Raw genomic sequence first — 13,959 nt, forward strand, 5'->3', positions numbered from 1 at the left:
TCGAGGGGCTGGCTTTTTTGTGGTGCCGTCCGCGTCTGTCGATGTGGTCAGGATCGTCCGGCCAGGCTGGCGGGGTATAGCGGTGGCAGGCTGTCTGTCGGCTTTGCGGGCCTGGCGGCCTCACTGCGAATTGCCTTCAGGCGGGCGATGAGGGCATCCCCTGACCAGCTGTGCTGCTCACTGTCCGGTTCATGCTGGCGGCCAAAGTGGAGACTCTGCAGGTGCCGCAGTTGCTGCGACAGCTCCGGATCGCCAAGAAATGCCAGCAACTCCGTCAGGGAGCGGAAATGGTTCGGTCTGAAGCGGCGATTGGCCCAGTGGAGCAGCAGCTGGGGGGTGTTGGCCTGGCCGTTGGCGGCGGCGGACAGCAGGATGTCAAAGCTGGCGGACTCATTCTGGTCCGGTCGGGCTGCCTCCTCCGATGGTGTTGCACGTGCTTTGCCCCGGCGACGTAGCAGTACGGCGGTGGTCACCGTCCAGCCCAAGGCCAGCACCACGGCAACGTAGCGCCAGAAGTTGCCTCCGTCGCCCGGCGCCGGCGACCCGGACACCTGACTGCCGGCGCTGTCCGTCATCTCGTCGCCGGTGTCACCGCGACCGGGAGAACCCGGGGCGGTCTGGGCGGCGAGGGCGGCATTGCCGTTAATGGTGAGGGTGCGGGCGGGAATAGTCGCCACCTGTTCGGTGTCGGTGCGGGTATCCCACCAGGGGATGCGGATCTCCGGCAGGGTGACGGTGCCGGGCGTCACCCCCACCAGCGCTTCGGTCTGGGTCAGACGGCCATACAGGCCGCTGGGACGGGTTTCGGTCTGGCGTTCCGGTTGTTCGGGGTAGCTGCGCAGGGCATCCGGCATCTGGCTGTCGAACGGCGGCAGCGCCTCTGAGGTCAGGCCCTGGGCAGACAGGCTCAGGGTGCGGGTCAGGTTCTGTCCCTGTTCAAGAGTGAGGTCCTTGGGCAGACCGGACTCCTCCAGGGTCAGGTCCCGAGCCGGCAACCAGGTGTCGCCGCTGAATGATGCCGGCGGAGCCTCCACCGGAATATCGAACAGCTCGGCCCGGTCCCGCAGGTAGCGCAGTTTGCCCTGGGGATCACGGCTCTGGCCTTCAAAGCGGATGGGATCAATGGTCAGTTCACCGGGCTGCTGCGGGAAGATGGCGTAACGTCGCTCCACCACTCGATAGGACTGCCCGTCCCGGGTCCGGCGGTACTCGCGCTGTTGCCCCAGCGGTTCGATCATGGCGGTGGCGTGCTCCGGTTCCGAAAGCTCACCCCTGACCAGATTGCCACTGAAATACAGCTGAATCGTCAGCACCAGCTGTTCCTGTACGTACACCCGATCCTTGTCGGTGGACAGTTCGATAAACACATCCCTGGGGACGCCTTCGGCCTGGTCCGGTCCGCCGGGTTTGACCGTCACTGTTATTGCCTCCGAGGTCTGGCCGCGGAAGGTAATAGGGGGAATCTCAAGCTCACCGGTGCGGTTGGGCGCGATCTGGATGCTCCAGGTGATGTCAGCAAACATGGCGTTGCTGCTGGAGTGCACCTGATACTGCTGGTTGCGGGCCAGCACCTCGAAATCCGGCTCCAGGGCCGAGAGGTCCGGCATCGGCAGGTCCGACATATTGAAGTTGAAAATGTCACCCAGGCTGAAGTCCAGCTCAATGGTGGACTGGACGGTCAGGGTGAGCGTGTCATTCTCATAGAGCTCCGTCCGATCCGCCTCCACGGTCAGAGAGTCCGCGGCCTGAACCTGGGACAGCGGCGTAATCAGGGCAATCAGAAACAGTAGCGTGGTGGTTAGCCGGCTTACCATGGTGTGTCGCTCTTGTCCGGTTGGGTGTCTCGTTGTTGGTATTGCTGCAGGAACTTGCGGCGCAGCAGTCCGCCAGGGTCATCCGGGACCCGTCTCAGCCACTGCTCCTGGCCCTGGCTCAGGGGAGATTGCTGCAGTTGGGCCGGGGCGGTGGAGGTGCCCTCCGGAGTGCCTTCCTGCTCCTGGCCCTGTTGCCCGGACTGGTTCTCGGTTCCGCTTTTTTCCCCGTCAGCGTCGGTGTCGTCCGGTTCCGAATCGCCGGCCTCGCTGTCCTGCCGGGGCTGTTGATTTCCCTCTTCATTGCCGCTCGGCTGGCCATCACCCTGCTGGTCCGATGGCGACTGACCGCCCTGGGATGATTCGTTGTCAGACGGGTCCTGGGGCGGTTGCTCGCCGGACTGTGAGTTGCCGTCGGGGGACTGTTGTCCGGACTCGCCGTTTTGTTGCTCCTGCTGCTTCTGCTGCTCCAGCAACTGCTCGACCAGATTCCGGTTGAAGCGGGCGTCTTCGTGGTCCGGGTCCGCTTCAAGCACGTCGTCGTAGGCGGCCAGGGCCTCTTCCAGCTGTTGGTTTCTGGCCAGGGCATTACCGAGATTGTAGCGCGACTGCAGATCCTGCTGATCCTTCAGTGTTGCGATGGCATCGGCATAGTTTTCGGCACGGTACTGGGCGGCGGCCTGCCAGCCCGGGTCTTTGAACTTCTCTGCTGCTGCCGCGGCGTCTTCGGCGATCAGCGCTTCTGCGCGCTGCTCGGGCCGTTGCCACAGATCGGCCCAGTCCAGCGCCAGCGCAGGCCGGGGCAGGCCCGGCATAACCAGCGCCACCGCCAGCACCAGTACGCCTCGCCGCATTCCCAGCGCCACCAGCGGCACAATCAGCCACAACAGCCAGTAGCCGTCGTCCTGCCAGCGTTCGATGCTGAGGTCCCGTTCACTGTTCTGCCAGCGATCACTGTCCTCACTGCGCAGTTGGAGCTGGCGGATATCCTGGTCGTCCAGAGTCAGGGTGTGGCTGTCGCCGCCGGTGGCCGCAGCCAGTTCCGCCAGAGCCTGGGGGTTGGCCGCGGGCATGACGATCTTGCCGTTGTCGCGGATAAAGCCATGGCGGGCCAGGGGGATCGGACCGCCCTCGGAGGTGCCGACCACCAGAGTGCTGAGGGTGTAAGGGGACCCTTCCAGCCGTTCGATAATGGCGCTGCGGTACTGGCTGGCAACGTCATCGGTCATCAGCAGAATACGCCCCCGGCCCAGAGCGCCGTTGTCCAGCAGCGGCAGGGCCTTGGCCACCCCCAGGTCGGCGCGGTTACCGGCTGCCGGCATGATCAGCGGATCGATTGAAGACAGCATGCCTTCGATGGTGCGGCGGTCGTCAGTCAATGGCGCGACCACATGGGCGTCGGCGGCGTAAACCACCAGCGCGGTCAGGCTGCCATCACGACTGGCAAGCAGGTCGCGGATCTTGCGCTTGGCCTGGGTCAGCCGGTCCGGCTTGACGTCGGTCGCGAGCATCGACAGTGACAGATCCAGTACGATAACCAGGCTGTCGTCCTGGCGCTGTAGTGGTGTTGGCGCCTCGCGCCAGGCAGGGCCGGCCAGGGATACCGACGTCAGTACCAACACCAGCGCCAGCGGCCACAACCGCAGACGGCTCTGGCCGGGGTCGTCACCGCTGAGCAGCGGCGCCAGCAGGTGCGTCGGGATGATGCGGTTCCAGCCGCTGTCCCGGGAGACCATGGCCCGCTGCAGCCACGGCAGCAACGGGATCGCCAGCAGCAACAGCAGCCATAGCGGACGCAGCAGGTGGAAGTCAGTCATGGCTCACCTCCGTGGTTCGGGCGGGTAGGGCGCTGGCCAGCCGCATCAACAGCCACAGCAGCGCAGCCAGACCGGCAGGCCAGACATAGAGATCGGTGGTGGGGCGGTAGTGCTGGCCCTCCAGTTCGATCTCTTCCAGTTGGTTGATGCTTTCGTAGATCATTTCCAGTTCCGGCAGGCTGCGGGCGCGGAAGTAACGACCTCCGGTTTCCGAGGCGATGCGCTGGAGCAGCTCTTCGTCCAGGTCCCTTGACGGGTTGACCCGCCGTGAGCCCAGCAGCCCGCGCTGGATCATCGATTCCGCGCCAATGCCGATGGTGTACACCCGCACGCCGGCGCTTTTGGCAATGTCCGTGGCGGTGTCCGGGGAAACTTCCCCGGCGGTGTTGGCGCCGTCGGTCAGCAGGATCACCACCCGCTGCTCCTCGGGCCGGTCCCGCAGCCGTTTGATCGCCAGACCCATGGCATCGCCGATCGCGGTGGCACGTCCGGCCATACCAATCCCGGACTCGTCCAGCAGGATGCGAATGGTGTCGTGGTCAAAGGACAGGGGGGCCTGGACGTAGGGCTCGGTGCCGAACAGCAACAACCCCAGCCGGTCACCTTCACGCTTGCTGATGAAGTCGTGCAGCACCCGTTTGACCGCCTGCAGCCGGTTGATGGCGCGACCATTGGCGACCATGTCCTGTTCATCCATGCTGGGGGAAATGTCCACCGCCAGCAGCAGGTCACGGCCGGTCACCGGCAGTTGCACCATTTCACCGACATACTGGGGCCGCGCCAGCGCGGTCACCAGCAAGACCCAGATCAGTGCCATCATGAGCTTCTGCCAGAGTGACAGGCCGTCGCCGCTGCGGGTTACCCCGGGCAGGTCGCTGAGCCAGTGGCCGACCGGCAGCACCGGCGCCTCCACGCTTTGCTGTTGTCGACGCTTGCGGAGCAACCACAGGGGCAACGGCAGCAGTAGCAATAACCAGGGATAGGCCAGCTCTAGCATGACTGCCTCCGCAACCAGGTACGGGCGAGACTCAGGGCCGCGTCTCCGTCGCAATCCGGACGTGGCTGCCAGACCGCCTCAGACATCGCCTTCAGCACGTTGAGGTGGTCGCTGCTCAGCTCTCCGGTTTCCAGCAGGAAAGCCTGCCAGGCTTCGCCACTGAGGGCGTCAGGCCGGCGCTCCGGATAGCGATGACGGGCGCAGCGTTTGAGCAGGCTGTTGAGTTCCCGGTACCAATGGTTGTCCCGGGTGGATTGGTCCGCCAGTTGGGCAAGCTCCTGACGGGCCGATCCCAGCCAGCGGTTGCGCTGGCGGCGCTGGATCAGCCAGGCCACCAGCAACGCCACGGCGATGATGGCAATCAGTGCCAGCAGCCACCAGCCGGGTGCCGGCGGCCAGAAACCGCCGGGTTCCGGCAGGTGAATGTCGCGCAGTTGGCTCAGTGGGTCGGGTTCCATGACAGCTCTTGTCGGGTGTAGCTCATTGTTGGAGTCTCGGTGGCATCAGCCGATGCGGCCCCGGGGGCCCAGCAGTGACTGCAGAAAGCGCACCGGCTCGGCGTCAGTGGCCAGCGTCTGACACTCCACCCCGGAACGCTGAAAGCACTGCGTCAGGGCCGTTTCGTGTTTCGCCACGCGGGCCGCAAAGGCTTCCTGAAAGCGCCGGTCACTGGCGTTGAACCAGATTGGGCCGTCTGGACCTGTGACCGCAAACCGTCCCTTTTCCGGCAATCGGTGTTCCAGCGGATCGGTCACCCGGATGGCAGTGACGCTGTTGTGTCGGGCCACATTGGCCAGCAGGCCGGCGGTGTCATCGCTGAGATCGAGAAAATCGCTGATCACGAAGATCCGCGCGCCGGTGTGGCTGACCCGCAGGGTTTCCTGCAGGGCGGTATCCAGGTGGACCCGCGCCCGCTCGGGTCGGCTGTCGCCGGTGAGGCGGGTGTCGGGACGATGCTGGTAGTGGGCCAGGTAATCCAGCAGCCGCAGCACCGATTTTTTCCGGCGGGCCGGCCGCTGCACCACGATGTCCTGCTCGTTGAACACGATGCCACCGACCTGGTCGCCGGCGGCCAGGGCCAACCATGCCAGGAGGGCAGTTACCTGGGCACTGCGTACCTGTTTGTAGGCGCCGGTACTGCTGAAGAAATGGCTGCGATTGAGGTCGCACACCATCAGCACCGGCCGTTCCCGTTCCTCTTCGTAGAGTTTGGTGTGTGGGGTCTGGCGGCGTGCGGTGACGCGCCAGTCGATGCTGCGAATGTCATCACCGGGTTGATAGGGGCGGACCTCGGCAAAGGCCATGCCCCGTCCGCGGCGGGGAGAGGCCTGCATGCCAGCCTGGACCCGGCGAACCTGGCGGGCCGACGGCAGGCGCAGCGCGCGGGCATCGGCCTGCAGCCGGATCAGCGCGGGCAGGTCGATGAAAGTGGCGGTTTCGCTGGCGATCATCGCTGGATAGTCCTGGGGTTAGGCCGGGACCGGAACACAGTCGATCAGGCGCTGGATGACGCCGTCCGGGGTCATGCCTTCGGCCTCGGCCTCAAAGGTCAGCAGCAACCGGTGCCGGAGGACATCGAAGGCGATGTCGCGGATGTCATCGGGGGTCACGTAATCACGACCGTCGAGCCAGGCCAGCGCCCGGGCACAGCGGTCCAGCGCGATGGTGCCCCGGGGGCTGGCGCCAAACGAGGTCCACCGTGCCAGCTCCGGGTCGAGGCTGGCCGGGTCGCGGCTGGCCAGCACCAGGGCCAGCAAATAGTCCTCCACCGCATCGGCCATGTAGACCTCCGCCACGGCCTGGCGGGCCTCGAACACCTGCTGCGCGCTGAGGCGGAACGACACTTCCTGCTCGGGCTTGCCGAAGCCGTCCCGTACCAGCCTCAGGATAGCGCGTTCGGCATCCGCACGGGGGTAATCAATCAGCACATGCATCAGGAAGCGGTCGAGCTGGGCTTCCGGCAGCGGGTAGGTACCTTCCTGTTCAATGGGGTTCTGGGTGGCCATCACCAGGAACAGCTGATCCAGCGGGAAGGTCTGCATGCCAACACTGACCTGGCGCTCGCCCATGGCCTCGAGCAGGGCGGACTGGACCTTGGCCGGTGCCCGGTTGATTTCGTCGGCCAGCACCAGGTTGTGGAAGATGGGGCCGCGCTGGAACTCGAACTGGCCGGTTTCCGGGCGATAGATCTCGCTGCCGGTGACGTCCGAAGGCAGCAGGTCAGGGGTGAACTGGATACGGTGGAAGTCGCCTTCCAGGTGGTCGGCCAGAGCCTTGATGGCGGTGGTCTTGGCCAGACCCGGAGCGCCCTCCACCAGCAGGTGACCATCGGCCAGCAGGGCGATGAGCAATCGCTCCACCAGCTTCTCCTGACCAATAATCCTTTTGGCTAACTGAGACCTGAGCTCTCCAAACGTATGCTGTAGCGACATCGGCAGAAACTGCTCCTGAGTGTGGGCCTGTGAACCCTGCTGGGGCCTTGCGGGGCGCGGGTTGTCGGGCATTTTGCGAGCGTTGCCGCAAGCGTGCCCAACGAGCCCTGGATGCCTTGGAATCATCCCGCCAAACCGCCTCAGGGCCCTCAGAAGGGGGGTGGCTTTCCGGGTGTAAGTGTAATTCCTGACCCGGTAAAACTGTCCCAGTCTTTGTGGCTGGTCGTCAAAAATCAAGGGTTTGACTATGCTTGTGTGACGGCCCCGATGGTTCCGCTCCGAACCTGTTGTGATGGCAGGGCGCAAGGGGCCTGTAAGGACAGCGAAATCGTCCGATGACCCGCGAGTATTACGATTCTTTCACACTAACTGAGGTCGATCATGAACGCGCTGACAGTGGCCAGCAAGGATCAGTTTTTCGAGCAACTGGCTGAGGCATTCAATCAGAAGATAGAGAAGAAGGAAGCCAAGAAGATCTACGACTTCGCCGTCCAGTACCTGGCTCATATGCCGCTGGATGAGCTGGTCAGCCGGCGCTTTTCCGATACCTATGGATCGGTGATTGCGGCCTGGCAGTTCTTCCAGAAGCGCAAGGCCGACGAATCCCTGGTGTCGGTGTTCAATGCCGACCTTGAAAGCGATGGCTGGCAGTCCACGCACACCAATATTTTTGTCCTGCATCCCAACATCCCGTTCTTGATCGATTCCATCCGCATCGCCATCAATCAGCGGGAGATCGGAACCCATACCATCCACCACGCCGTGCTGCAGGTGGACCGGGATCGTCAGGGCAAGCTCAAGAAGCTGCATACCGACAGCAAGTCCACCTCCAAGAGCGACTACGAAGCCTTTATTGCCCTTGAGATCGACCGCCACAGCGATCCCAGGGATCTGGCAGAGCTGGAGGAGATACTGCAGACGGTTTTGCACGAAGTTCGCATCGCGGTCTCGGATTTCCCACGGGTGACCGACAAGGTGCACGAGATTGTGGCCGAGCTGGATTCCACCTCTGCCAAGATCAGCGAGGAAGACAAGGAAGAGGCGCGGGCCTTCCTGACCTGGCTATCAGAGGATCGTTTCACTTTCCTTGGCTACGATGAATATGACTTCGCCAAGGAAGGCAACAGCACGGTGGTGCGCCGGGTACCGAAATCGGAGCTGGGTATCCTGCGGGTCAACAACGAGCGCCCGGACAAGGTACGTCTCAATGAACTGCCCAAGCGTACCCGCCAGGAGATGACCCGCAAGGAAGACATCTTCATCTTCGCCAAGTCGGCACAGCGCTCGCGGGTGCACCGACCCGCCTACCCTGACTACATTGCGGTCAAGAAATTCAATGACAAAGGCGAGGTGATCGGCGAGCGTCGTTTCCTCGGCCTGTACACCTCCCGGGTCTACAACGAGCGGCCGGACGCAATCCCGCTGCTGCGCCGCAAGGTGGAAACGGTGATGGAGGCGTCCGGTTTCCTGCGGGACGATTACGCTGGCAAGGAGCTGGAGCAGATTCTGGTGGTCTATCCCCGGGATGAGCTGTTCCAGATCGACGCCCAGGAACTGCTGAAAACCGCCCTGGATATTCATTACATTCAGGAGCGTCGCAAGGTTCGCCTGTTCATGCGGGAGGACGTCTACGCCCAGTTTGTTACCTGCCTGTGCTTCTTCCCCCGGGACATCTACAACACCGAGCTGCGTCTGAAGGTGGAACAGCTGCTGTGTCGCAGCCTCGATGCCCAGGATATTGAGTTCGTCACCCACTTCTCCGAGTCGATCCTGGCGCGGGTGCAGTTCACCATCAGGGTGCCCCAGGTCGAGAACCGCCAGCTGCCATTGGCGGAACTGCAGCAGCAGGTGGTGGATCTGGCCCAGTCCTGGCGCGACGGCCTTGCCGAGGCTCTGAGCGAAACCTATGGCGAAGAACGGGGCAACGAGATTTTCCGGCTCTACGGTGCGGCGTTCCCGGCCAGCTACCAGGACATGTTCTCGCCACGGCGGGCGGCCATTGATCTGGAGCACATCACCGAGGCGGTGAACAACAATCACCTGACCATGAGTTTCTACCGGGCGCTCGAGGAAGACGAGAGCACCTTCCATTTCAAACTGTTCCACATGGACGTGCCGCTGCCGCTGTCGGATGTGATGCCGATCTTCGAGAACCTGGGGTTCCGGGTTATTGGCGAGCACCCGTTCGAGATTCTGGACCGTAACGGCCGTACCATCTGGATTCACGATTTCACCCTGCAGTCCAGCAGTGGTGCGATGGTGGACATCCACCGCATCAAGCCGATTTTTGAAGAGCTGTTCCGGCGGGTATGGTACGGCGAAGCGGAAAACGACAGTTTCAACCGTCTGCTGCTGTCGTCCTACATGGACTGGCGCGAGATCGCGCTGTTGCGGACCTACGCCCGCTACATGCGTCAGATCCGGATTTCCAACTCCCAGACCTTTATCTCCAATACCCTGGTCAACCATGTTGATCTGGCCCGCCAACTGCTGGACTACTTTGGCGTCCGCTTCAATCCGGACCGCTACCAGAGCGACGGCAAGAGCAGTGCCGCCCAGCAGAAGCTGGAGATCGAGTTCAATGCCGGCCTCGACAACGTCGACAACCTCAGTGAGGACCGGGTGCTGCGGCTCTACCTGGAGCTGATGCAGGCGACTCTGCGTACCAACTATTATCAGCCGGATGCTGAGGGCAGCACCAAGCCTTACATCAGCATCAAGCTGAACCCCCACGGCATTCCGGACATGCCGCTGCCTCTGCCGATGTTCGAGATCTTCGTGTACTCGCCGCGCGTGGAAGGGGTGCACCTGCGCGGTGGCCGGGTGGCCCGGGGCGGCCTGCGCTGGTCCGACCGGTTTGAGGATTATCGCACCGAGATTCTCGGCCTGGTTAAAGCGCAACAGGTCAAGAACGCAGTGATTGTGCCGGTGGGCGCCAAGGGCGGGTTTGTTGCCAAGCGACTGCCAGACCCGTCGGATCGGGACGCATTCCAGAAGGAAGGCATTGAGGCCTACAAGACCTTCATCCGTGGCCTGCTGGATGTTACCGACAATCTGGTGGATGCGGTGATCACGCCGCCGGAGCGGGTGATCCGTCACGACGAGGACGATCACTACCTGGTGGTGGCGGCCGACAAGGGCACGGCGACCTTCTCCGACATCGCCAATGGTCTGTCGGATGAGTACGGCTTCTGGATGGGCGACGCGTTCGCATCTGGTGGTAGCCATGGCTACGACCACAAGAAGATGGGGATCACCGCCAAGGGGGCCTGGGTGTCGGTGGAGCGCCATTTCCGCGAATTGGGCATCAACCCGGCGGAAGATGAGTTCACCGCCATCGGCATCGGCGACATGGGTGGCGACGTCTTTGGTAACGGTCTGCTGAGGTCGGACAAGACCCGATTGGTGGCGGCGTTCAACCATCTGCACATCTTTATCGACCCGGAGCCGGACCCGGCCAAGAGCTTCGCCGAGCGGGACCGGCTGTTCAACATGCCCCGCTCCGCCTGGTCAGACTACAACCCGGAGCTGATCTCCAAGGGCGGTGGGGTGTTCAGTCGTAACGCCAAGTCGATCCCGGTCAGCAAGGAAATGAAGAAGCTGCTGAACATCAAGGCGGACCGGGTACCACCGAACATGCTGATCTCCCACATCCTCAAGGCGGAAGTGGATCTGCTGTGGTTTGGTGGCATTGGCACCTACGTCAAAGCCAACAGCGAAGCCCATGGCGATGTGGGCGACAAGGCCAACGATGGTCTGCGGGTCAACGGCAACGAGCTGCGCTGCAAGGTCGTCGGTGAGGGCGGTAACTTGGGGATGACCCAGCTTGGGCGCATCGAGTTCGCGCTTCGGGGTGGCCGCCTCAATACCGATTTCATCGACAACTCCGGTGGGGTGGATTGTTCCGACCACGAGGTCAACATGAAGATCCTGCTTAACCGGGTAGTGGCCAGTGGCGATCTCACCGAGAAGCAGCGTAACGTCATGCTGGAGAAAATGACGGATGACGTGTCCGAGCTGGTGCTGAAAAACAACTACCGTCAGACCCAGGCTCTCAGTATTGCAACCATGGAAGCGGCAACGCGGCTGGAGGAATACCGCCGACTGATGAACGGGTTTGAGGCCGAGGACAAGCTCAACCGGCCACTGGAGTTCCTGCCGGATGATGAAACCCTGGCCGAGCGCAAGCTCGACAAGAAGGGTCTGACGCGGCCAGAGTTGTCGGTGTTGATCTCTTACGTCAAGGGCGATCTCAAGCAGACGCTGATCGACAGCGATCTGCCGGATCAGCCCGAGCTGGAAAGTGAGCTGTTCAAGGTATTCCCGCTGGCGCTGGAGAAGAAGTTCGGCAAAGAGTTGGGTGAGCACCAGCTGAAGCGCGAGATTATCGCCACCCAGGTGGCCAACGACATGGTCAACCACATGGGCATTACCTTTGTGGATCGCCTCGCCCAGTCTACTGGTGCGTCTGCGGCCTCCATTGCGCTGGCCTGGATCATTGCCCGGGACGTCTTCCAGCTTGATACCTGGTGGGAGAAGATCGAGGCGCTGGACTACCGGGTGCCGGCGAAGCTGCAGATGGAGCTGATGAACCAGCTGATGCGGCTGATTCGCCGGGCGGTCCGCTGGTTGCTGCGCAATCGCCGCAGCGAGCTGAGCATCGACAACCACATGCAGCGCTTCTCGGACGGCATTGTGCAGATCGCCAGCGACCTGCAGGCCTACCTGGGTGAGCACGCCAAGGCATCCTGGAACTGCAAGCGGGATGAGCTGGTAGAGCAGGGGGTACCGGAGGATCTGGCGTCGGTGGTGTCCGGCACCTCCTACCTGTACTCGGCGCTGGGTATCATTGAGGCCCGCGAGGCCACCGGCATGCCGCTGAAGACCGTGGCCAACCTGTATTACACCCTGGGTGACAAGCTGGACCTGACCTGGTTCGCCAATGCCATTGCCGAACTGGTTCCCGGCTCACACTGGCAGGCGCTGGCCCGCGAGAGCTTCCGCGAAGATCTGGAGTGGCAGCAGCGGGCGCTCACCACGGGTGTGCTCAAACTGGCCTGTCCCTCCGGCGAGGTCGACAGCTGTGTCGATAGCTGGATGGCGGAGTACCAGCCGATGATCACGCGCTGGAAGTCCATGCTGGCGGAGCTCAAGGGGGTTCGTGAGCCGGAGTACGCCATGTTCTCGGTCGCACTGCGGGAACTGCTGGACCTGGCCCAGAGTACCATCCACACTCAGTCGGGCAGCCCGGAGTCGGTGCCGACGGCCTGACCTGCCCATTCCTGACCGCCCTTCCAGTGGCGGTCATTGCTGCGCCCTGGGAGCCTGTCTCCCGGGGCGTCATTTCCTTCCGTTACCTTTCAGCTATCACGCCGGGCTATGCCAGAGCGTGCGCCAGTCGTCATCTTTCGATCACTGTTACCAAAGTGCTTAGAGGTGCAAAATATTGTCACCTTAAATGTAAAACGCCGTCAAAATATCGTGAAATGCGTCATTTTCTGACACAGAGCGTCGGCGTTACACTGTGCGCGTTGTTGTTAGGAGGTAAACAATGCGACAGGTATTTGCAAAAGCTCTGAACAAAGTCGGACAGCGCAAGACCCGCAAGGCCGAAGGCCTGGACCGCAAGGATGAGACGGTCGACCAAGAAAAACAGAAAGCTCCAGCTAGCGATTGGGACATGTCACCGGAGGACGCGTTGCGCGTCGGTACGGTGGCCAACTACAAATAACGTCCCCTCTGCCCGGATTGCTGGCGAGACTCTGCCGGCAGTTCGGGTTAAAGTATCCCGCTTTCACTGTACGCCCGGGATGCTCTCTCCATGTCCTCCAACCCCAATGTTCACGCCGCCCTGATCCGAAATCGGGAGCGCCTGCACGGGCGCATTGCACTCATTGGCGCCGCTGATGCCGACTTTCTTCCGCAGCTTGCCCCTGAGGGGCTGGTGGTGACGGATCACGCCGGCTTGTACCAGCGTCTGGGCAACGTTCCAGGCTGGACCGCGCACTTCGGCTATTATGCGCTCGAGGGCGGCATCGGGGAGGTGGATACCGTGGTGGTGTTCATGCCCAAAGCCAAGGCGGAGTTGGGTGTCAGGCTGCAACTGGCGGTAAGCCTGTTGCGCATTGGTGGCCAGGTGCTGCTGCTGGGGGAGAAGCGCGAAGGCATCGCCAGTGCGGTCAAGCAGCTCAAATTGCTGGTCTCGAGTCCCGTCAAGGTGGACAGCGCTCGCCACTGTCAGGTCTGGCAGGCAACCGTCGATACGCCGCAAGCGCCGCCAACGCTCGATGACTGGCTGACCTGGCATCCGGTGGCGGTGGCCGACACCGCTATCGACGTCGCTGGCCTGCCGGGTGTGTTCAGCAACGGTCGGCTGGACGATGGCACCGCGGTGTTGCTGGAGACGCTGGCCGAGTGCCCGTTGCAGGGGCCGGTGCTGGATTTTGCATGCGGTGCGGGTGTGATCGGTGCCTGGCTGCAGTCCCACGGGTTAGACGATACGGTCGATGGGATCGATGTCCAGGCGCAAGCTGTGGCCTGTGCCCGCGAGACTTACCGCCGTAATGGTGCCCGCGGAGCCATCCTTGAAGGGGATGGCCTGGATGTGGCGACCGGACGTTATGCCGCCATCGTCACCAACCCGCCTTTTCACAGCGGGGTGCGCACCGACACCTCGATGACGGAGCGCTTCCTTGCCCAGGCGGCAGACCACCTGTCTGCCGGCGGGGAGCTCCGGCTGGTGGCCAACAGCTTCCTGCCCTATCGTGAGCTGATCAAACGCCATATCGGCCCGTGTGACGTTCTGCGTCAGGATGGGCGCTTCTCGGTGTATCGCGCAAAACGTCACTGAACTGACCTGAGCCTGTCACAACGCCGTCATCCGGTTGGGCCACCGTAACCCT

9 protein-coding genes are annotated in these 13,959 nt (G+C 62.7%); 3 read left to right on the forward strand and 6 right to left on the reverse strand.

Annotation, left to right across the window (positions count from 1 at the left end; translation table 11 throughout):
• Positions 1 to 47: 47 nt before the first annotated feature.
• Genes J2887_RS08215 through J2887_RS08240 form a run of 6 tightly spaced genes read right to left on the reverse strand, consistent with a single transcriptional unit; the run spans position 48 to position 7,057 of the window.
• Entirely contained in the window at positions 48 to 1,814 is a 1,767-nt protein-coding gene (locus J2887_RS08215; protein ID WP_227175490.1) for a BatD family protein, read from the reverse strand.
• Positions 1,808 to 3,628 carry a VWA domain-containing protein gene (locus tag J2887_RS08220; protein ID WP_227175491.1) on the reverse strand — a complete coding sequence of 607 codons (1,821 nt, stop codon included), beginning with the start codon at positions 3,626 to 3,628 and terminating at the stop codon, positions 1,808 to 1,810. Before J2887_RS08220 ends, J2887_RS08215 begins: the two co-directional genes overlap by 7 nt.
• The gene (locus J2887_RS08225; RefSeq protein WP_227175492.1) at positions 3,621 to 4,625 is read right to left on the reverse strand and encodes a vWA domain-containing protein; all 1,005 of its coding nucleotides are present in this window, start codon (positions 4,623 to 4,625) and stop codon (positions 3,621 to 3,623) included. Before J2887_RS08225 ends, J2887_RS08220 begins: the two co-directional genes overlap by 8 nt.
• On the reverse strand, positions 4,619 to 5,083 hold the full coding sequence (locus tag J2887_RS08230; RefSeq protein WP_227175493.1) for a DUF4381 domain-containing protein: 465 nt from the start codon (positions 5,081 to 5,083) through the stop codon (positions 4,619 to 4,621). The genes J2887_RS08225 and J2887_RS08230 overlap by 7 nt, the downstream gene beginning before the upstream one ends.
• Before the next feature lie 45 nt (positions 5,084 to 5,128).
• Positions 5,129 to 6,076, reverse strand: coding sequence for a DUF58 domain-containing protein (locus tag J2887_RS08235; RefSeq protein ID WP_227175494.1), 948 nt, complete (start codon positions 6,074 to 6,076; stop codon positions 5,129 to 5,131).
• An 18-nt stretch (positions 6,077 to 6,094) separates the two neighbouring features.
• Positions 6,095 to 7,057, reverse strand: coding sequence for an AAA family ATPase (locus J2887_RS08240; RefSeq protein ID WP_227175495.1), 963 nt, complete (start codon positions 7,055 to 7,057; stop codon positions 6,095 to 6,097).
• Positions 7,058 to 7,438: 381 nt separating this feature from the next.
• Between J2887_RS08240 and J2887_RS08245 the strand changes: the two genes are divergently transcribed.
• The 3 genes from J2887_RS08245 (at position 7,439) to J2887_RS08255 (ending at position 13,907) form a co-directional block, all read left to right on the forward strand.
• Positions 7,439 to 12,328, forward strand: coding sequence for an NAD-glutamate dehydrogenase (locus J2887_RS08245; RefSeq protein WP_227175496.1), 4,890 nt, complete (start codon positions 7,439 to 7,441; stop codon positions 12,326 to 12,328).
• A gap of 280 nt (positions 12,329 to 12,608) precedes the next feature.
• Entirely contained in the window at positions 12,609 to 12,788 is a 180-nt protein-coding gene (locus J2887_RS08250) for a hypothetical protein (RefSeq protein ID WP_227175497.1), read from the forward strand.
• A 90-nt stretch (positions 12,789 to 12,878) separates the two neighbouring features.
• Entirely contained in the window at positions 12,879 to 13,907 is a 1,029-nt protein-coding gene (locus J2887_RS08255) for a class I SAM-dependent methyltransferase (RefSeq protein WP_227175498.1), read from the forward strand.
• The last annotated feature ends 52 nt before the right edge of the window (positions 13,908 to 13,959 follow it).

Source organism: Marinobacter sp. CA1, from assembly GCF_020546665.1.
Taxonomy (GTDB): Bacteria; Pseudomonadota; Gammaproteobacteria; order Pseudomonadales; family Oleiphilaceae; genus Marinobacter; species Marinobacter xestospongiae.